Annotated in this window: 15 protein-coding genes; 6 read left to right on the top strand and 9 right to left on the bottom strand. The window is 57.5% G+C overall.

The features are described 5' to 3' along the window. Positions 1-15: 15 nt before the first annotated feature. The 4 genes from HFP54_RS06415 to smpB form a co-directional block, all read right to left on the bottom strand. Positions 16-1,503: a sulfatase gene (locus HFP54_RS06415; RefSeq protein ID WP_168564479.1), complete on the bottom strand. Its 1,488-nt coding sequence runs from the start codon at positions 1,501-1,503 to the stop codon at positions 16-18. A 136-nt stretch (positions 1,504-1,639) separates the two neighbouring features. Continuing rightward, the gene (locus HFP54_RS25490) at positions 1,640-3,154 is read right to left on the bottom strand and encodes an ABC transporter permease (protein ID WP_235951300.1); all 1,515 of its coding nucleotides are present in this window, start codon (positions 3,152-3,154) and stop codon (positions 1,640-1,642) included. Positions 3,155-3,249: 95 nt separating this feature from the next. Next, a complete protein-coding gene (locus HFP54_RS06405; RefSeq protein WP_146410484.1) occupies positions 3,250-3,924 on the bottom strand; it encodes an ABC transporter ATP-binding protein in 675 nt (224 codons plus the stop codon). A 76-nt stretch (positions 3,925-4,000) separates the two neighbouring features. Further along, positions 4,001-4,501, bottom strand: coding sequence for an SsrA-binding protein SmpB (gene smpB / locus HFP54_RS06400; protein ID WP_168564478.1), 501 nt, complete (start codon positions 4,499-4,501; stop codon positions 4,001-4,003). 123 nt (positions 4,502-4,624) lie between these two features. On the opposite strand from smpB, the gene lipA reads away from it, so the two are divergent. Next, positions 4,625-5,548, top strand: a complete 924-nt coding sequence (gene lipA / locus HFP54_RS06395) for a lipoyl synthase (protein ID WP_146410486.1) — start codon at positions 4,625-4,627, stop codon at positions 5,546-5,548. 134 nt (positions 5,549-5,682) lie between these two features. On the opposite strand, the gene HFP54_RS06390 is transcribed toward lipA, so the two are convergent. Further along, positions 5,683-7,248, bottom strand: a complete 1,566-nt coding sequence (locus tag HFP54_RS06390) for a sigma-70 family RNA polymerase sigma factor (protein ID WP_146410487.1) — start codon at positions 7,246-7,248, stop codon at positions 5,683-5,685. Between the two features lie 1,253 nt (positions 7,249-8,501). Between HFP54_RS06390 and HFP54_RS06385 the strand changes: the two genes are divergently transcribed. Beyond that, a complete protein-coding gene (locus HFP54_RS06385; protein ID WP_146410488.1) occupies positions 8,502-9,050 on the top strand; it encodes a hypothetical protein in 549 nt (182 codons plus the stop codon). Positions 9,051-9,167: 117 nt separating this feature from the next. Here HFP54_RS06385 and HFP54_RS06380 read toward each other — a convergent pair whose 3' ends face one another. The 3 genes from HFP54_RS06380 to HFP54_RS06370 all read right to left on the bottom strand — a co-directional run bounded on the left by HFP54_RS06380 (position 9,168) and on the right by HFP54_RS06370 (position 11,298). Further along, on the bottom strand, positions 9,168-9,977 hold the full coding sequence (locus HFP54_RS06380; protein ID WP_168564477.1) for a class I SAM-dependent methyltransferase: 810 nt from the start codon (positions 9,975-9,977) through the stop codon (positions 9,168-9,170). Between the two features lie 134 nt (positions 9,978-10,111). Continuing rightward, entirely contained in the window at positions 10,112-10,669 is a 558-nt protein-coding gene (locus tag HFP54_RS06375) for a DinB family protein (protein WP_235951299.1), read from the bottom strand. Between the two features lie 137 nt (positions 10,670-10,806). After that, a complete protein-coding gene (locus HFP54_RS06370; RefSeq protein ID WP_235951298.1) occupies positions 10,807-11,298 on the bottom strand; it encodes a hypothetical protein in 492 nt (163 codons plus the stop codon). A 198-nt stretch (positions 11,299-11,496) separates the two neighbouring features. Between HFP54_RS06370 and HFP54_RS06365 the strand changes: the two genes are divergently transcribed. The 4 genes from HFP54_RS06365 (at position 11,497) to HFP54_RS06350 (ending at position 17,490) form a co-directional block, all read left to right on the top strand. Further along, entirely contained in the window at positions 11,497-13,545 is a 2,049-nt protein-coding gene (locus HFP54_RS06365) for an efflux RND transporter periplasmic adaptor subunit (protein WP_168564476.1), read from the top strand. 73 nt (positions 13,546-13,618) lie between these two features. Further along, the gene (locus HFP54_RS06360) at positions 13,619-14,584 is read left to right on the top strand and encodes an efflux RND transporter periplasmic adaptor subunit (RefSeq protein ID WP_168564475.1); all 966 of its coding nucleotides are present in this window, start codon (positions 13,619-13,621) and stop codon (positions 14,582-14,584) included. Positions 14,585-14,664: 80 nt separating this feature from the next. Beyond that, a complete protein-coding gene (locus tag HFP54_RS06355; protein ID WP_197135829.1) occupies positions 14,665-16,902 on the top strand; it encodes a site-2 protease family protein in 2,238 nt (745 codons plus the stop codon). 189 nt (positions 16,903-17,091) lie between these two features. Beyond that, on the top strand, positions 17,092-17,490 hold the full coding sequence (locus HFP54_RS06350) for a DUF3467 domain-containing protein (RefSeq protein WP_145305155.1): 399 nt from the start codon (positions 17,092-17,094) through the stop codon (positions 17,488-17,490). A 93-nt stretch (positions 17,491-17,583) separates the two neighbouring features. Here the strand turns inward: HFP54_RS06350 and HFP54_RS06345 are convergent, their stop codons facing one another. Then, on the bottom strand, positions 17,584-19,386 hold the full coding sequence (locus tag HFP54_RS06345; RefSeq protein WP_168564474.1) for a PQQ-binding-like beta-propeller repeat protein: 1,803 nt from the start codon (positions 19,384-19,386) through the stop codon (positions 17,584-17,586). Between the last annotated feature and the right edge of the window lie 261 nt (positions 19,387-19,647).

Raw genomic sequence — 19,647 nt, 5'->3', positions numbered from 1 at the left:
TCAACGTCGGCCCATTTATGGGTCGATCAAGATCGGCAGGTATTGAGGATGCTTGATCTTCGGGGTCTCGCCGTCGGATGATGCGACCGAAATCGCATCCGATAGGGTGTTTTCCAGTTCCTGACAAACACTTGCGAATTCCGGTTGGTCCGCCAGATTGGTGTGTTCCAGCGGATCGGCGGCGTGGTCATAAAGTTCGACCCCACGTTTCGCGTCGTCCCAGCGAGTGTACCGAAATCGGGGCGTCCGCAGACTGTATCCCATGTAGGCCTGTTTTTTTTGTGTCCGCCGCACTTGGGTGATCGACCATCCGCGCCCCGGTTCGGTCGGATCGTTCAGCATCGGTACCAGGGATTGGCCGGTGATCGGCGACGGCGTGGGCACGTCGCACAGTTCGGTTAGGGTCGGATACAAATCCACCAAGCCCACCGGAGCTTCGCTGGCGACGGCGGACTGTCGACCGGGGGCGGCAATGATCAATGGGACCCGGGCGCTCTGTTCGAACAGGCTCATCTTTTGCCACAGGTTCTTTTCGCCCAAGTGATAGCCGTGGTCACTGGTAAAAACCACGATGGTGTCATCGGCCAACCCCAGTTCGTCCAGCTTGGCCAGAATTTTGCCGACCTGGGCATCCATAAAACTGGTGCTGGCATAATAGGCTTGGATGCATTCACGCCGCAGGGAATCGGTTAATTTGTCTTGTTCCTTTTTTTGGCTAAGCAGCGCCGCTTCGGGGACGTCCTGGATGTCTTCTTGGACGTTCTGCACGACCGGCATTTGGTCGACGTCGTAAAGATCGAAGTACTTCTTTGGCGCAACGTACGGGGTGTGAGGGCGGTACATGCCAACGGCCAAAAAGAATGGGCGGTCGTCACGCCGGGCACAGCGTTCCAGAACCCAGCAAGCTTCGTCCGCCATCATCCCATCGGTGTGCTGTTCGTCACTGCGAGGTGATGCGTACCAGGAAAGTGTGCCGCCAAAGCTGCCTTCACGTAGCGAAAAGATGTCGGGTTGTTCAATCAATCGATCGCATCCGGCCGGATTGATTTCCATTTCCCAGGATGCGGGATCGTCGTTCCCGTTGGTGCCCATGCTACGGGGCACGTGATAGTGATAAAGCTTGCCGATGCGTGCCGCGAAGTATCCGGCACGTCTAAACGCTTGCGGCAAACTGACTTGTTCAGGAATGCTTTGTCGAAAGATAGCCGCGTTGACCAGGATGCCGGTTTGGTTGGGATACAGACCGGTCAGCATTGAATTGCGACTGGGGCCGCACAATGGATATTGGCAATAGGCGTGTTCGAACCGGACACCACGTTGCGCCAATGCGTCTAGATTTGGTGTTTGGACTTGTGGATCGCCGTAGCAACCGATGCGAGTGTTCAAGTCATCGGAAATGATAAACAGCACGTTGGGGCGATCGGAGGCCGGCAAAAGGGCAGGGCAGAAAGCCCCTGCGGCGATCAACACGATCAAAGGTAAAACGGATCGATGGATCAACATGACAGAGGACCAGTCGCGATGGAGGGAGGGGAGGGAAGGCAGGGTTGTCGAAAGGACAATTCTAGTTTCCCCCGTCACGTCGCGGTGGACGCGGGTGACGGTTCCGACGCGTGATGATCTGGTCCGACCGTGGCATTTACGCGGAAAGGTTGCTGCCCGCGTCCGTCCGGTAAGCCGACCAAGCGGGCAACAGACCGGCCAGCAATGCCAAGATCAGAACCAGCGGCAGAACGGCGATTTCCATCTTGCTGGTGGAAAGAAAGCCGACTTGGATTCCGGTCTGGGATTCGATGTAACCGCTGGCGAAAAAGATCGCTGCGTGTGCAGAAACCCATCCGACAATGCCGCCGATCAGTGCGATGATCAGGCTTTCCATCAGGATGATCGTTGTGACGGTTCCTCGCCTTGCCCCCAAAGCTCGCATGATCGCGATGTCTTTGCGTCGGTCATTCATGCTGTTGTAGATCGCCACCAAGATGCCCACAGCGGCGACGATGCACGTCAGTAATGTGATGGCCATCAGCGCGGTCAATAATGGTCCGACGATGGCGCCCATCAGTTTGTTGATTTCACCAATCGGTGCGACCGCTTGGCGAGTTTTGGTTTCCTTGATCATGTTCTGCATCATCGGTGCGAACATTAGGTTACCGTTGCGAATCAAAAGCGCCGTGATTTCGCGTTCGGGGATCGAAAGCGGTGTGACTTCGGCAGACTGCTGGGCTTGTTGTTGTTTCAATTCCGCCGCGGCGACCGCATCCTTGGCTGTTTGGGCGGCGGCCGGCACGGCACTGTTCAATTGATCGGTCATGGTTTCCACGAACGCGTCGTCCAGGTCGCCATCGAACTCCGATGCAATCGCTTGTTTAACGGATTCGCCCAGGGTGTTTTCAAACACTGTTGCGCTGTCGACGGGCTTGGCGTGCCCCTTCATCAAATAGAAACCTTCCAGGTTGATGAACGCGGCACGATCATTGGGCGTGCCGGTCGGGTTCATCACGCCGACGACGGTGAATGCTTCATCGTGTTGCTTGCCTTCGGGGTCGCCGTGCGTGGGATAGATGACATCGCCGACATTGATGCCCATTTCAGCCGCGACACGGGACCCCAAGACGGCTTCGAAGTATCCATGGTCTTCGCTTTCGGTGACGAAGGCACGCCCATCGCGAAACGTGAACTCTTGGTCCACCATCGGGCCGAAGCGAAGCTTTTCGAAGAAGTCCGGTGTGGTGCCGACCAAACGAAACGTGCCGTAGTAGTCGCCCAGGGCAAGTGGAATCGCATAACCACCGGCCAGGAAGTCATAGTACTTTCCGTCGTCTTCGGCCAAACTCGGGTCGCCACCGAACCGTTCTACCTGTTCGGCCCTTTGAGCCTGGGACATGAAGTCCATGTAGTCGGTGTAGTCCAGGTTCTCGATCGGTTGGCTGAGATAAAAAATACTGTTCAGCGTCAACTGCAGCCCGCTGCCCGCGGCGCCCACGACCAAGTTCGGCCCGACCGAGGCGTTGCGTACGAATGCTTCGCTGATGATCCCATAGATCGACAATACCAACACCACCAGGCCGACCCCCAACGCCAATGACAGCGTGGTCAGCAGACTGGACAGCGTTCGGAAACGAAAGTTTCGCCAGGCAATTCGAATCAGCGACATGACGGCATTGCGAAAAATGGAAGGTGGGCGGGCAGGGCGGTCCGACAAATCGGCCGCCTGTTCGGAACGATCGGGGATACAGCGTCTAGTGACGGTCAAACGCCGGTCAGCGCGCGGTTGATGTCTTCCAATCGAACGGTCGTGTCTGTCATCGCGGCGATTTCCATGCTGTGGGTCACCATCAACAGGGCGATGCCTTCGTCACGACATGACCCGCGAATCAAATCCAAAACGGTTTGGGCGCTGGACGGGTCGACGTTGGCCGTGGGTTCATCGGCAAGCAGGATCTTGGGTCGGCCTGCCAGGGCGCGGGCGATCGCAACGCGCTGCTGCTGGCCGACGGACAACTGGCCGGGACGATAGCCCGCACGATCGGCCAAGCCGACTTTGTCCAACAGGTCCATCGCGCGTTTCGGGTCGACGCGATTCGGACCGAAGGTCATTCCCAGACGCACGTTTTCCAGTGCCGTGAACGCGGGCAGTAAGTTGAACGTCTGAAATACATAACCGACGGTCGCGGCGCGGAAACGATCGCGGCCTTGTTCGCTAAGTCGGGTCAGTTCGGTCCCGGCCAATCGGATCGATCCGTTGTCCGGTGCCAGCAAGCCGGCGATTAAATGCAACAGCGTCGTTTTGCCGCCGCCACTGGTCCCGATCAGCGCCATCTGTTGGCCATCGTCGATCAAGAATTCGGGGACATCCAAAACCGTCAGACGTCCACCACCGGGTTGGTCGAACGTCTTGGTCAGTTCACGTATTTCTAGCAACATAGTCGGCACATAAGCTTCACGGCGTGGTTTGGTTCACCGCTTTCCAAAGGAAATTCATTTCGACGGGCATTGGGAATCAGCGGCGTCGCATTGCCCGTTGCAGACCACGGTCGGATTCGCGTTTCTTGATCGCTTCGCGTTTGTCGTGCAGCTTCTTGCCTTTGACCAACCCCATCACACATTTGGCAATTCCGCGGGCGTTGAAATACACCCGCAGCGGGATCAGCGTCAGCCCTCTTTCGTGGGCCCGCCCGGCAAATTTGTCGAATTCGCGACTGTGCACCAGCAGCTTGCGAGGTCGCCGCGGATCGTGATTCCACATTCCCGCGTTGTTGTAGTGGGCGATGTCAGCGCCGATCAGCCACAGTTCGTTGTCCTTGGTGCGGATGTATGCCTCGTCCAGCGAAAGCTTGCCTTCCCGCATGGATTTGACTTCGCTGCCGATCAACATCATGCCGCATTCGACCTGGTCCAGGATTTCGTACTTGTGCCGGGCTTTGCGATTCTCCGCGACCATCGTCACCTGCGGAGCGGCCTTTTTCCCGGCCTTGGTCTTCTTTTTATTCTTCTTGGGCATGCGGCGATTGTAATGTGCCCGGCGAATTCGACGTAGCGTGCCGGGATCTGTGGATAGTCGAATTTTGTGCGGCCACTACAATGAAGCGGACTTTGAACCGTTTGACCTTGAACCAGGACTGACATGGCCTTTCGTCTTCCCGTGGTTGCCGAACCCGAGATGCCCGCCGGAACGTTGACCAGCGGATCGGGCAGGCTGCCGAAGTGGCTGAAGCGACCCATTCCACGTGCCAACAGCAATCATTTGACCGATTCGCTGGTGGATGAATTGAATTTGGAGACGGTTTGCGAAAACGCGAAGTGTCCCAACCGCATGGAATGCTACAGCCAGCAAACGGCGACATTCATGATCCTGGGCAATGTGTGCACCCGGCCCTGTGGGTTTTGTGCGGTCAATCGCGGACGGCCTCCGCAATTGCCCGAGGCGGATGAGCCCCAGCGGGTCGCCGAAGCGGCGGCGCGTCTTGGACTGAAGCATGTCGTCATCACCAGCGTCACGCGTGACGATTTGCCCGACGGTGGTGCCCGCCATTTTCATGATTGCGTCATTGCGGTGCGGGAGCGAACGGGAGCGACGACCGAGGTGCTGACCCCCGACTTTGTCCACTGCAAGCCGGCGTTGGAAACCGTCATTGATGCATTTCCAACCGTGTTCAACCACAACATGGAAACCGTGCCACGGTTGTATCGGCGGGTTCGCGGGCCCAAGAGTGACTATCGCTGGACGCTGGAAATGATGCGCCAGGTGAAGCGGTACAACTCCGATGTCAAAACCAAAAGCGGTTTGATGCTGGGGCTGGGCGAAGAACGTGGCGAATTGTTGGATGCGTTGGCGGACCTCCGGGAATACGGCGTCGATTTCTTGACCCTGGGCCAGTATCTGCAGCCGGGTGAAAAGTATCTGCCCGTCGTTCGCTACGTTCCGCCCGAGGAATTTGATGAGTTGGCCGATTTGGCCAAGGCGATGGGCTTCGCGAAGGTTGCCAGCGGACCGTTTGTCCGCAGCAGCTATCACGCACGCGACATGGCGGAAACCGATCTGAACTAATGTCGCTGTGTTTGGGCGGCAAAGTTCCGCCGGCGGTGGATGTGGTGGCCACGTAAAAACGAAAAAACGCGGCGAACCGATTTCGGGACGCCGCGTTTTGTTTTGGATTCCTGTCGCAGGTGGGACCGTCGGGATCAGTCCAGGAAACCCACCAGTTCTTGACTGCGACTGGGCTGTTGTAGCTTGCGAACCGCTTTGGCTTCGATCTGACGAATCCGTTCGCGGGTCACTTTGAAAATGTGCCCGACTTCTTCCAGGGTGTAGCTGTATCCGTCACCCAAACCGTAACGCAGTTTGATGATTTCGCGTTCACGGTAGGACAGTGATTTCAGCACACCGGTGATCCGGTCACGCAGCATTTCTTGGGTCGCCCCGATTTGCGGGCTTTCCGCGGTGCCGTCGGGCAATAGGTCGCCGAATTGGCTGTCTTCGCTGTTGCCGACCGGGCGATCCAAGCTGATCGGGAAACGGCTCATCGTCAGCACGCGGCGGGCTTCTTCGACGGTGACGTCGGCACGGCGTGCGGTTTCTTCGATCGTCGGTTCACGGCCAAGTTCTTGCAACAGCTGACGTGCCACGTTTCGCACGCGAGACATGGTTTCGACCATGTGCACGGGGATACGAATCGTTCGGCTTTGGTCGGCCACGGCGCGGGTGATCGCTTGGCGAATCCACCAGGTCGCGTACGTACAGAACTTGAACCCACGGCGGTATTCGAACTTGTCGACCGCGCGCATCAGGCCCGCATTGCCTTCTTGGATCAGATCCAGGAAAGACAGGCCACGGTTCCGATACTTCTTGGCGATACTGACGACTAGCCGCAGGTTACCTTCGCTCAATTCGCGTTTGGCTTGCTGGTATTCGCCGTAAACGCGACGCAGCATCTTGACGCGGTTTCGCAGGGACGTCGGCGTTTCCTGGCAAGCGGTCAGGATTTGACGACGCTCGTGCAACAAGCTTTCGCGGACTTCGCGACCGTGCTTGGTGCGTTTCTGCTGCTTGATCAGCTCGTCGATCTCGGTCAGGCGTTGCGAGAATCGGTCCAGCAGATCGATGCGGGTTTCGATTCGTTGGGTCCGCAGACCGAGTTCTTCGACCAAGCGAACGGCGCGGCGACGACGCCGGCCCAATTGACGCCAAGCTTCGGCACGACGCCGTTGCGAAGCACTCTTGCTGAGGGCGACCTTCCAATCGTGGCGGTTTCGCTGCAGCAGGGTTTGCAGTGTCCGCAGGTTGTGGGGCAGCCGTCCGACGATCTGTTCCTTTTCCAGGCGATCGGTCACCGACACTTGGACGGTACGATCGAACGGCAATTGGCCGCGATAGACCTTCTTCAGCGTCTTGTAGGCTTCGACCAAGACGAAGTGGTTTTCCAGCAGCTTGGTGCGGAAGCGTCGACGAGTTTCCTCGATCCGTTTGGCCAATTCGATTTCTTCGCGGCGGGTCAGCAGCGGGATCTCGCCCATTTGGGTCAAGTACATCCGCACCGGGTCATCGGACCAGGATTCACTCTCGTCGATGGGCAGCAGTTCGTCGGGGCTGTCCAATTGGACTTCACCTTCGGCCAGTTCGCCGGCGGATACGGCAACCGTGCCGTCGTCTTCGCCGTCATCGGCCGGCAGTTTGCGAAAATTGCCGGTCACGACATCGGTGCTTTGTGCACTGACGTCGTCGAACTCGTCCATCATCGTATCGAACAAGGGTGTCACTCCTTAGAAAGTCTGTTGTGTCGGGGTCGGCGGGCTGTTGCCGCGACCGCCATGGCTTGGGTTGGTTTGCGAAACGGGGCGGGTGGCTAGTGTGGTGCTTGGTTCGCTGAGGGCTGCCGCGCGGTTTGCGTCCGAAATCTAATCAATAGCACGCGTTTGGTTCCGGCACGTCGTCTTGGCGAAAGATGGCGTGGAAAGCCGAAATCTGGTGGTGCGTCAAGCCGGTCATTTCCAACTTTACCACCCGCCATACCAACGGTTTGCGGCGGCCATGGAATTGGAAAGACTTTCGTTTTGATCGGGCTGCGCGGACTGGGTTTCCTTTGTTGGCGAAGTCAATCGGGAGGGACCACTGTGGGCACCAAACGCGGACGCTGTGCCACTTTGGTTGCTGAATCGCTAGGGCGTCGAACTGTTCGAGGTATGCAATGTTCGGGGTATGAAAATTGAAATCCGGTACAATCGTCTTTCCACAATGTTCGCTGACGGCCGATGTCCGTGACCTGCGATCTGTGTCGCGCCGGGATGGCGGACCCAATTGACCGCCAAACCAGTGCATCACGTACCGTCACGCCATCGACATTCGTTCATCGCGGCGAATCCGATCTTGGCCCCGCAATGGTTCGCCACGGTCCCGTGTTTTGCGACGGCGCAACATGACACAGGACGTCATGAAACCGTTTGGGCAAAAACACAAATGACCGGGGTGGACGAGTGCGTCAGCACGAGATCCGAATACGCTTTCGGGTCGGACGTTTAGGGAGCCAGTTTTTCGCGGCACGAAAGATCGGCTCGGTCACAACGAAAACCTTCGCCCGGCGACGGTTTCGGTGTGCCCCATGGGTTCGACCGTTCACATCCGTGAGACATTCGGCAAATTTGACCACTCGAAAGCGAACCCAACTCCGTTGGGACGCGAAGACGAACAAAACAGTTCATTGTTTCCCCCCGCGATTCGTCTGGGACGTTCCCTGGTACCTGAACCCGATTCGAATCGTCACTGCAGGCGAACGTTGACCGTTCCATTTGCCAGGATCACTGGCGTGGGGAAATCGAATCAACGGGCGGCCGTGCGTCGGCGTTTCGGAAGGAATTCAGGCGGGAAGCGGTGGTGCTGTGGCGGTGGTACCGTTTGCACACCTGGATTTTAGTCCGACCAACGGCCGGGTCCAGGTCTGGGTGGTTTTATTCACCGGTCGGATTTGTATGTTTGTCAGTTTCCACTTCGCGAAAGTCGCCCGCAGATGCACCTGTTGACGTGTCCCCATTGTGAAGCGGCAATCGAGGTCAGTCCGGCTCAAGCCGGCGGCACGACACCCTGTCCGTCCTGCAACGCGGTGGTGGATGTGCCCAAGTTGGGGCAGTTGCGTCAGTTGCCACGCGTTGATGATGCCCGGCCGGTGGGGGATGCCCCCAAATCCGAGGTCAATGCGGTGGGGCGTGGCCTGTTCGTCGTGTTGGGCTTGGTCGGCTTGGTTTTTCTGCTGGTGGCCGGTTTTTGCGGGCTTCGCTGGGCCGTGATCGATGTGCCGATGACTACCGAAATGCACGCACAGCAGTTGCGTGACGAGTTCAAAAAGCTGAGCCCCGCGGAATTGATTCGTGTCTGGGAAGACATCGAAGAATTTGGCATCGCGGCCACCGCGCCGACCGATTACCGGGTTGCCGAGATGAAGAAACAGTCGATGGGGACGTACACGCTGGCGTCCGGCGGTGTCGCCGTGGCCTGTTTGTTCGGCGCGTTCCTTTCGCTGTCGCTGGGCCGATCCAAATCACCGGCGGCGTCCGGGTAAGCCTGGCGTCCGTGCACGGCGATCGGACACCGATCAGTTGGTCCACCGTGCGGGACACTTTGGCAATGGTGTCGCGGTGCCCCGCTGTCGCGACGGCGGAAGCCACCAGGCGGAGCGTTATGCTTGCGGTTTTCGCCGCAGCACATAGACGACGTCTTCGGTCGACGCGTCGACATCAATCGGTTCGTCGATGTCATAGGCAAAGTCGAATGTGTCGGCGATTTCCCAAGCCGGGCTGCTTTTGATCAGCCGTTCCATTTGCGGCTTGGTGTAGCTGCGCAGCACCAGCACATCATTGATGCGGAACGATCGCTGTGGCGTGTGCACGTCGAACCGAATGCCGAACCGTTCGATCCGCTTTTTCGGTTCACGCGAAATCGTCCACATGTGCGTGTTGATCGCGAGGTGTCCGCGGCGTGCCGACCATGATTCGGTTTCGCTGGGCACGCCCATGGTCGGGGTCAGGTGAATGCCCAGCAAATACAAGCCGCCCGGGCGAATCGCATCGGCCATGCAATCCAAATGGGCTTTGGCGGCCCGTTCGCTGGCAACGTGTCGAAAGCTGTTGATCGTGTTGAAAGCGATGTCGTACGGCTTGTTAACGGTAAAGTCGCTCATGTCGGCAACAAACGCCGACGAAGGAAAACCGCCGCGTGCAAATCGAGCGTTACAGAATTCAACCGCTTTGGGATTCAGGTCCAGCCCGGCCACCGTGTGTCCTTTGCGGGCGAAGGCGTTCAGCAATCGCCCGGTCCCGCACGCTGGTTCAAGCATCCGCCACTTCGAAGGTGATTTCTTTCCCACCGCGCCGTCGGCATACCAGTGCCCGCACTCCATGATGAAGCGAGTTTCCGAGGCGCAGTCGGCGCCGAAAACCAAGTCGTAGTATTTCGGGTGGTCGTAGATCGATTCGTCTAAGGTTTCCATCGGCAATTGCGTTGTGCGGGTTTCTGGCCCGGTGGGTGTTGTGTCGTGCAGGTCACCGACGGACACCCTTCAGGAAGGCGAACGTCGTGAAACGCGATGGGCACCGCTTGAGTCGCGCCTGCTGATCGGATCATTCAGCGGACCGGATCCAAGCCCAACAATCGACGGGTCAGGCCGATCTGTCCGCTGTGGATTTGTTCGTGTAGCGGACAAAACAGAATCGCGCCCAGTTTCACGGGATACGCGGCGTACGGCATGTCCACAGGTTCCAGTAACTGTTCGGCGACGTCCGGTGTGTCCAGCAACGCATGCAATTCCGTCATCGCTTGCCGGTGAACGCGGCCAAAACGTTCCAAAAGTTCGTCGGGCGATGCGGTCTGTTCGCCGATCGCTGCAGGGTCTGAGCCGCGGCCGAAAGCTTTGCGAAACTTGCCCGGGATCAAATCGAGGTCGTCGGGCTGGCGTCCACGGACCCGAAACATCAACAGCCCGTACTGGCTGACCGTCAGGTGTCCGATCTGCCAAGCGATTGACGTCGGCGAATTCGCCGGGACTTCGTGCCACCGGTCCTTCGGCGTCGCGTCCAGCAAGGCGACGGTGTAATTCCTGGCGAAATCGATCTGGCCCAGTGCGGATCGCAGCATCGGTGGGACGTCATCGGGCGAAGGCAGATCGGGGGCTGCGTCGGTCATCAATCAGGTCGGCGTCCGTGGGGGCCAGGTCGGGTAAGGCGGATCGGTGCGTCGTCGGCCCGCGGGATCGGCCGCACCGCGATGCACGCAGGTGCGGATCGTACCATCTTCGCCCGATACAGAAATCGCCCGTGTCGCTACCTGGGTTCGCGGCGAGCTGCCTTGGCACGCTTCGGTTTGGCGACCAGTCGCAATTCGGGAATCGTGCCGGCGCCGCCATGAAAAGTTCGCCGCCCGTTGATCGTGTGGTCAAACACGAACGCGCCGCGCGGGGACCCTTTGCGAGGCGACACCCGCAGGATCGCCGGGTGACCGCATTCGCTGCACTGCACACGCAAGCCCTGGCTGTCCAGTAATTCGTGCAACTCGGTCGCCAGGGCCTGGTTCGCCTCCAAAGTATCGCAGGATTGCCCCTGTAGATGGCGCAGCCGGGCCTGGATCGTCAGCCGGATCGTCCGCTGCATGCGGTTCAGTTCCATCCGCAGCTCGGTGATCGTCCCCTGGGCCTGGATGACATCTAACGAGACCGCCTTTCCGTTCGCCTCGGCCAGCCCCGTTTGCTCCTGGCCGCCGGTCAAGCCGCGACTTTGCGCGGCGGCCGTCATCTGGCGAGGGTCGGGGGTCTGCATCGGGACGCTGCCAAAGATTCAGGCGGTCAGCCGGGCGGGGCTGAAAAATTCCAAAAAGCCAACTCTTTACATAGTTATACAAGTTGTATAAATTGTCAACGTGGCAATTTCGCCCGCGTTTCAGTACCGTCACAAAATCGACGACATCGGTCCCCCAACCAGCTTCCCACCACTCCCTGTTTTCGGGTTCGCACAGCCATGGCGGTCAATCAGCAATCGGTCGAAGAAACCAAGGCACAGATCCGCGCTTTGGTGAACGAAATTGCGACGTTGTCCAAAAGTGGGGCAACGGCAGAAGAGTTCTATCCGGAGCTTTTGACCCGGATCATCACGGCCCTGGCGGCCGCCGGCGGCGCGATTTGGCTGCTGGACGAAGACCGCCAATTGAAACTGCAGTACCAGATCAACGCCGAACCATCGGTGCTGTCCAACGACAGCGAAGACGCCGCCCGGCACAATCGTTTGATCACCCGTGTGGCCAATGCGGGCCAGTCGTTGCTGGTGCCCCCGTACTCTGGAACCACCGACGGCGAAAGTGAAGGCAACCCGACGCGATATCTGTTGGTCCTCGGGGCCCTCGAGCATGACGGCCACAAGGACGGCGTGATCGAAGTCTTTCAGCGGCCCGACACCGCTCCGGACACCCAACGCGGCTATCTGCGGTTCATGCAGCAGATGTGTCAGTTGGCCGCCGAATGGTTGCGAAGCCAAAAACTGCGAACGTTGGGCGACCGCCAAACACTGTGGCAGCAATCGGATTCGTTCGCCCGCGCGGCCCACGAGTCATTGGACCTTAAAGAAACCGCGAACATCGTTGCCAACGAAGGACGGCGGTTGATCGGTTGTGACCGCGTCAGTGTGGCGATCAAGTCGGGGCGCAAGTGCAAGGTCGAAGCGATCAGCGGTCAAGACACGTTCGAAAACCGATCCAACATCGTTGCCGCCCTGAACAATTTGGCCACCCGCGTTGTCGCCGCCGGCGAACCGTTGTGGCACGACGGCAAGACCGAAGACTTGCCGCCACAGATCGAAGACGCGTTGGAAGAATACGTCGATCAGTCCTACGGCCGAAACATCGCCGTACTGCCACTGCGTGAACCGCAACGCGACATCAGCAGTGAAGAAAACGCGGCCACTGGTGCCTTGGATCGCGACAACGCGCACCGTGGCGAAGTCATCGGCGCGCTAATCGTCGAACAAATCGAAAGCGAACTTCCGCCGGAAGTGTTCCGTGCCCGCTGTGACTTGGTCTACGAACACGGCACTCGAGCGATCGCCAACTCGCTATCACACAGCAACCTTTTCCTGATGCCGGTTTGGCGGGCTCTGGGGCGTGCGACTTGGGTTTTAAAGGCTCGGACGCTGCCCAAGACCTTGGCCGTGGTGGCCGGCGTGATCGGCTTGATTCTGGCAGGCATTTTTGTACCGCTGGACTTTGACTTGGAAGCCGAAGGCACGCTGTTGCCGGAAGTCCGGCGCGAAGTCTTTGCCAACATCGACGGTGAAGTCATCGATGTTTTGGTCAAGGAGAACGACGAGGTCAAAGCCGGCCAAGTGCTGCTACGTTTGCGCAATCCTGATCTGGACATCGAAATCGCCGATCTTCAGGGACAGATTCAAACGACCTATGCGGAATTCGATCGTCTGCGGATGCAGTTGAAGGATCGCCGCAACATGGAACGCAGCGAAGCGGTCGCTTTGGAAGCCCAGACGTATGAGCTGGGAACGAAGCTGGAGATCTTGAAAAAGAAACTGGAGCTGAAGCAAGAACGCGAAGCCGACTTGGACGTCAAATCGCCGATCGACGGTACCGTGGTTTCATGGGAAGTCGAAAAAATGTTGCGGGCTCGGCCCGTGACCACCGGGCAAGTCTTGATGGAGGTCGCCGACTTGACCGAGCCGCTGTATTTGGAATTGAAGATGCCCGAGAAACGTGAGGGGCATTTGGACAATTTCATTCGCGAAAATGGTCTGAATCAATTGGACGTTGAATACATCCTGGCGTCCGATCCCGACGAAACACTTCACGCGGTCTTGCCGACCCGCCAGATCGCGTTGCGTGCCGAAGCCGATGAAGAACACGGCGCGATCATCAAGATGAAAGCAACGCCCGACCAGGACGATCTGAAAAAGCTTGATCCCAGTCCCGGCACACGCTTCACCGCCGACGTGAAATGCGGCCGACGCGCCTCCGGGTTCGTCTTGCTTCACGAAGTCTACGAGTGGGCTTGCAAGTTCTTCTTCTAGCCAACGCTGCCGATCACCGGACACGCCTGCACCCCCTACCTTCATCCGCGCCGCCCTAATCTTTCCCAGCGATATGACCATCCAACCCAAAACATCGTTGCTGTTCTTGTTGCCGGCCATGATGGCGTGCCTGTTGGTCGTCAACGGCGATGCCAGCGGCCAGGAACGTGGCAGCCTGGCCACTCCCTATACCGGGCTTGGCGGCCAGCGGTCCATGGCCGACGGTCAACTGCGTTCGGAAAACGGCTTTGTCAAGTTTCGTCGAAACATCAAGATTCCGGCCGAAGTGGAAGGCAAGCTGACCAAACTGAACATCGAAGAAGGCAGCATTGTCAAAGCCGGCGAGGTCATCGGTGTGATCGATGACCGTTCCGCACGCTTGGCCGTGGAGCTAAAGAAAGCTGAAAAGCTGGAAGCCAAGCTGAACGCCGAAAACGACATCAACCGACGTTTCGCCGTCAGCAGTCGTGAGCTTGCCGAAAAGGAAGCCGAGGCCCTTCGTGAACTGTTCCGAAAAAACGCTGCCAGCCGTTTTGAAAAAGAAAAGAAGGAACTCGAAGTCGAAAAGGCCGGTCTACAGATCGAACTTGCGGACATCGAAACCAAGGGCAACCAAATCAAATTCATCGCCCGCAGTGTGGAATTGGCGATGGCCGAACACGAATTGGATCGTCGGCAAATCAAGGCGCCGTTTGACGGCGTGATCGAAATCGAAGAACGCGATGCACAGCAGGGCGAATGGGTCCAACCGGGCAGCCCGATCGCCAGCCTGTTGCAGATGGATGAATTGAAGGTCGAAGCCGATTTGCCCGCCATCGGAACCGGCGACCGCGTTTACGCCGGTGCCCCGTGCGAAGTTTGGGTTTACGCCGATGGCAAAGACGGCGAACCGATCCGCATCAACACCCAGTTGGGCTTTGTCAGCCCTGGGATCAATAGCCTGGAAAGCTATCGCGCTTGGGCCGTGATCAAAAACCAACAGGTCGATGGACGCTGGATCATCCGGCCCGGCATGTCGGCCGACATCGTCATCAAATGATCGGCGGTCCAAGCACCGTCACTGCTCCGTTCGTCTTCTAGTTCGCCTCCCTTGCATCCTTTTCTTTGTCGTAGTTTGTCATGACCACTTTGGCCGAATCCCTGGTAAGCAGCTCGTCGCGGCCGCTGACGGTGCGCAAACGGCCGGACCTGACGGGCAGTCGGCACCATTATCAGGGTGCGGCCTATTGGGTGGTCAAAGAACCGATCGGGCTGCAATACTTCCGCTTTCATGATGAAGAATATTTCATCCTGAACATGCTGGACGGTCACGTCAGCCTGCAACAGATCAAAGACGGATTCGAGGCGCGATTCGCACCGCAAAAAATCACCTTCGGGGATCTGCAACAGTTCATCGGAATGCTGCACCGCAGTGGGCTGGTGATCAGTAATTCGCCAGGTCAGGGAAAACAGCTTCGCGAACGCGGTCGGAAAAAACGCAACAAAGAACTGTTGGGCAAATTTTCCAACATTTTTGCTATCCGTACCCGTGGTATCGACCCTGAAAAAATCTTGAACCGGCTGTTGCCGTGGTTCGGGTGGATGTTCACGGTCCCGGCGTTGTTGTTCTTTGTGGGTTTGTTTCTTACTGCGTCGTTGTTGTTGGCGACCCAGTATGAAACGGTTTATGCAAAGCTGCCCACGTTCCAGCAATTTTTTGCAGCCGACCGGTGGCTGATTCTTGCGGCGACGATGGGAGTCGTGAAAGTCATTCATGAATTCGGTCACGGGCTAAGTTGTAAGAAATTTGGTGGTGAATGCCACGAAATCGGTTTCATGCTGTTGGTGTTCACGCCGTGTCTGTATTGCAATGTTTCCGATTCATGGATGTTGCCCAATAAATGGCAGCGTGTTTGGATCGGCGCGGCTGGGATTTATGTGGAGATGATCCTGGCATCGATTGCGGCCTTCGTCTGGTTCTTCAGCGAACCTGGAACGACCGTCAATGACTTGTCGCTGAATATCATGTTCCTAAATGCCGTCAGCACGATTCTGGTCAACGGGAACCCGTTGCTGCGGTTCGACGGCTATTACATTTTGATGGACTTGCTGGAAATTCCCAACCTTCGTCAGAAGGCCACGGAAGTTCTCAAGCGATGGTTTCAAGAAACCTGCTTGGGATTGGAATTGCAAGAAGATCCATTCTTGCCCCAGCGAAATCGACTTGCCTTTGCGATGTTCACCATCGCCAGTGTGATTTATCGATGGGTGGTTGTGTTTTCGATCGTCTGGTTCGTCATGAAGGTGTTGGAACCTTATGGACTTCAGGCGGTCGGCCGGTTGTTGGCTGTGGCCGGATTCGCCGGCCTTGTGATGCAGCCCATTATTCAAACTTGGAAATTTGTTCGTACGCCTGGGAGGTTGGCAAAAGTGAAAAAGGGCCGACTGTTTGCAACGCTGGGCATCGTGGGAGCGATCCTAGCAGCGGTGGCGTACATTCCGCTTCCGCACCATATCGATTGTGCGTTTGAAATTCGTCCCAGCGAAGCTGGGTCGGTCTATGCCGCCACAACGGGACGTGTCCGCTGGACTGCACAGCCGGGCGACATCGTTTCCAAAGGCGATCCGGTTGCCGAGCTGGAGAATCCTGACCTGATCATTCGTTTGGCGGATCTTCAGGGACAAGAAGAACTTGCACGAGTCCAGCGTGCGAACCTAACGCGTCGTGCTCGAACCGATGAATCGGTCAAAGTGCAGCAGGATTATCAAGATGAGGTCCTGGCATCGATCGTCGCGCTGCGTGAAAAAACCGAAGAGGAAGTCAAGCGATTGACCGTTCGCGCGGTTCGTGACGGCCAAGTTTTGCCGCCAGCCGACAAACCATCACAAGATGCTGGCGATGGTCGTTTGCCCGGTTGGACGGGAACGCCGCTGCAACCCCACAACGTCGGTGCATTGATGACGCCGGATGATAAGATTTGTGAGATCGGCACCCCCAAGGATTATGAGGCAGTGCTGATCATCGACCAGGGCGATATTCAGCTTGTTCGTGTCGGCCAAGAGGTTGATTTGAAACTGGATTCCAAACGATTGGAAACCTTTCATGGCGAATTGACCGAGATGTCAATCAATCCGATGCAAGCAGCATCGACCAATATGTCCAGCCAAACCGGGGGCGATTTGCAAACCGAAATCGATCCGCGGACAGGTCAGATCAAACCACGCAGTGTTTCTTTCCAAGGGCGTGTCCCGATTGATTTTGATGAGACCGTGTTGAGAGCGGGCTATCGCGGATCGGCCAAGATTCATGTGGATCCAATGTCCCTGGGGCAACGCTTGTGGCGGATCATTGCCAAGACGTTCAACTTTGAATTTTAGAATGTTTGCCGAACGTTGGTTTGATCCATTTTGCGTAGTTTTTGTCTTTTGACACTTATGACGATCACTTTTTGTTTTCCACGGGGGAAAAAGGTATGACGTGCGTTGCGTCATACCCCCCGCAAGTTAGGATGGGCGGCCTCACCAATGTGATGTTTGTCCCAAGACCCATGTTTGGAGATTTTCCCAATGGCCGACGAAGCCGCCAAGACCGCCGAAGACACTCAGACCGCTGCTCCCGCTCCCGCACCGGCCGCTGAAAAGGCACAAACCCAACAGCCCGTTCAAGTCCAAGTCGAAGATGATCACGCGGTCGCCACCTACGCGAACTTTTGCCGCGTGACCGGTTCGCCCGAGGAACTGATCGTCGACTTTGGTTTGAACCCGCAACCGATCGGTGTCCCGAAGGACCCGATTCAAGTCAAGCAACGAATCATTTTGAACTTCTTCACCGCGAAGCGTCTTCTGGCCGCCTTGCAAATGTCGGTCGCCCGCCACGAGTCGGTTTTCGGCGTTCTGGAGACGGACATCAACAAGCGTGTTCGTCCGGGCCTGCAACAACAGGCTGCTCAGGCCAAGAAGGACTGAGGTCCAGCAAAATTCGATTGAATCCAATCAAAACGCACCATCGGTTTTCCGGTGGTGCGTTTTTTTTTTAGGCTCCACGCTTAGTTGTGGCGTCTACTTTGCCGCCAAGTCTTGTTCCGGCGTTTCGTTTTTCTTCAGCGGCATTTGATAACAGGCGGCCTCTTGAGCGTTACGGATGTAAAGCCGGTCGCCCACCAGTACCGGATGATTCCACGTTTTGCCATCCAGGGCTTGAAAGCGTGTGGTTTCCTGTAGCTGCTCGGGATTGGCCCGCAGCAGGACGACTTCGCCTTTTTCGGATGAAACCAATAGTTGGTCGGCGTCGGCCAGCAGGAGAACTTGGCCGTTACCGTATCGTCCGCGTTTCCATTGACGTTGGCCCGATTTCAGATCGATGCAGGCAAAGATGTTTCGGTCGAAACCATACAGGAATCCATCGGCCACCACGTAATCGTTGTAATCAGGTTTCAAATCCAATGATGTCCAACGTTCAATGGTGGACCATGTCGTGTCAGGTTCGTTCCAGATGACTTGGATCTTACGCGTGCCTTCGCCCAGGCTGGTCCCGATCAGCACCATATCGGAAACAACCAACGGCTGGATGGCGCGATAGTTTTCCACGGGCCAATCGTGCTGCCAGATGGTCGAACCGTCGGCAATGCTAACGAACTGCAGGGCTTGGTTGGTCATCATCAAGATGCCCGCGGTCCCAAAGAACTCGGCCAGTTGTGCCGAACTGTAGCTGTGGTCACCCGAAGGGACGGACCAAGCGATGCTTCCATCGATGGCTTCATAGGCCAGCAAACCCAAGTCATCTTCACCGCCGGCATGCACAATGACTTTTCCGTCGACGACCAAAGGTGAAGACGAAAATCCCCATTGTGGCGGATCGCGTCTGGCATCGTCCTTCAGGTCTCTTTCCCAACGCAGGGTACCGTCGGTGGGATCCAGTGCCATCAAGATCCCATCGGCACCCAGCGCGAACAGTCCTTCGTCGGCGTACGTTGGGGTGGCGCGTGGGCCCGCACCGCCGATGGCTTCCCAGAATCGGCTGGGATACGCGTGGGTCCAAATCGACCGGCCCGTGTCGGCGTCCAAGCACAGCACGGCTTCTTCGTCGCCACGTTGCTCTTGGGTGTAGATGCGATTACCGGCAACAGCGAACGACGACCACGCCGGACCGATTCGGTGTTTCCAAACCAGCGCCGGCGGCGTCGTGTCCCAGTCTTCCATCAGTGCCACGCCGCGAACCACGCCGTTGCGATCGGCGCCGCGGAATGCCGGCCACTGTGCATCGGCCAGCGTGATGACGTCGCCGCCATCGACAGGTTTTGTCGTTTCGCGAGACGCAAGTTCCTTCAGATAGGATTGTTCAGCGGTGGGCTGCCAACGCCACAGCAGTTGAGATTCGAACTGTCCGGTGACGCCTTCGCTTTGCTTCAGGTTCCAAAACCCGAAACCGATCGCGGCGGCAACCAGCGCGACCGGTAGACGCCATTTCGGTTGCCGTGAAAACAGGATCAGTGCAGCCGTGAATAGGGCGATGCCCGTGGGAACGACCATGATGACGGTCGCCATTCCTTGCAAAGATGGGTGCATGAACGCGATCGAAAGGACAGCGATCAAGACAAGCCCGATCAGTCCGATGGCTTTTTCACGTACGGCGGCGGCACTTCCAAAACACCACCAAATCAGGATCAACAGACAGGCCGCCGCCGGCCCCATGAAAGCCAGCATCATCATCGACAAGCTGGGCGATTCAGCCGAACCAAGGCCATATCGCAGGGCCGCCATCAATAATAGTAGTGCCGCAGCCGGCCACCAACGCAAAGGGTGGACGGTCGGTTGCGATGGCACATCGGCGGGCACCGCCGAAGTTTGTAAATCATCTGGCATGACGGTACGTCGCTGTGATGGGAAAGGGGCGGAGGAGGATAACGGTGCCGAGGCATTCGTCCGGCGATCGGACATCTTGGCAGCAGGAAAGAGATTTCGATACGTTGACCCACGCCGCTGTAACGCTTTGGATAGGATTCACCGACCGATTCGCCGCGACTTGATGAGCGTTGCGATGTTGGCGGGCACTGCGATATTGGCGGGCACTGCGATTTGCAGGGCGTCGGGCATTCGGCGGTGGCCGCGAGAACGAAACAGAAA

It is taken from the genome of Crateriforma spongiae, assembly GCF_012290005.1.
GTDB classification, from domain to species: domain Bacteria; phylum Planctomycetota; class Planctomycetia; order Pirellulales; family Pirellulaceae; genus Crateriforma; species Crateriforma spongiae.
The sequence above is the reverse complement of the archived record's forward strand: the minus strand, read 5'-3'. Positions and strand labels throughout refer to the sequence as shown.

Bases quoted from the DNA above. Each gene is read 5' to 3' on its own strand.
- HFP54_RS06415 (WP_168564479.1), bottom strand. From the start codon at position 1,503: ATGTTGATCCATCGATCCGTTTTACCTTTGATCGTGTTGATCGCCGCA.
- HFP54_RS25490 (WP_235951300.1), bottom strand. From the start codon at position 3,154: ATGTCGCTGATTCGAATTGCCTGGCGAAACTTTCGTTTCCGAACGCTG.
- HFP54_RS06405 (WP_146410484.1), bottom strand. From the start codon at position 3,924: ATGTTGCTAGAAATACGTGAACTGACCAAGACGTTCGACCAACCCGGT.
- smpB (WP_168564478.1), bottom strand. From the start codon at position 4,501: ATGCCCAAGAAGAATAAAAAGAAGACCAAGGCCGGGAAAAAGGCCGCT.
- lipA (WP_146410486.1), top strand. From the start codon at position 4,625: ATGGCCTTTCGTCTTCCCGTGGTTGCCGAACCCGAGATGCCCGCCGGA.
- HFP54_RS06385 (WP_146410488.1), top strand. From the start codon at position 8,502: ATGCACCTGTTGACGTGTCCCCATTGTGAAGCGGCAATCGAGGTCAGT.
- HFP54_RS06380 (WP_168564477.1), bottom strand. From the start codon at position 9,977: ATGGAAACCTTAGACGAATCGATCTACGACCACCCGAAATACTACGAC.
- HFP54_RS06375 (WP_235951299.1), bottom strand. From the start codon at position 10,669: ATGACCGACGCAGCCCCCGATCTGCCTTCGCCCGATGACGTCCCACCG.
- HFP54_RS06370 (WP_235951298.1), bottom strand. From the start codon at position 11,298: ATGCAGACCCCCGACCCTCGCCAGATGACGGCCGCCGCGCAAAGTCGC.
- HFP54_RS06365 (WP_168564476.1), top strand. From the start codon at position 11,497: ATGGCGGTCAATCAGCAATCGGTCGAAGAAACCAAGGCACAGATCCGC.
- HFP54_RS06360 (WP_168564475.1), top strand. From the start codon at position 13,619: ATGACCATCCAACCCAAAACATCGTTGCTGTTCTTGTTGCCGGCCATG.
- HFP54_RS06355 (WP_197135829.1), top strand. From the start codon at position 14,665: ATGACCACTTTGGCCGAATCCCTGGTAAGCAGCTCGTCGCGGCCGCTG.
- HFP54_RS06350 (WP_145305155.1), top strand. From the start codon at position 17,092: ATGGCCGACGAAGCCGCCAAGACCGCCGAAGACACTCAGACCGCTGCT.
- HFP54_RS06345 (WP_168564474.1), bottom strand. From the start codon at position 19,386: ATGCCAGATGATTTACAAACTTCGGCGGTGCCCGCCGATGTGCCATCG.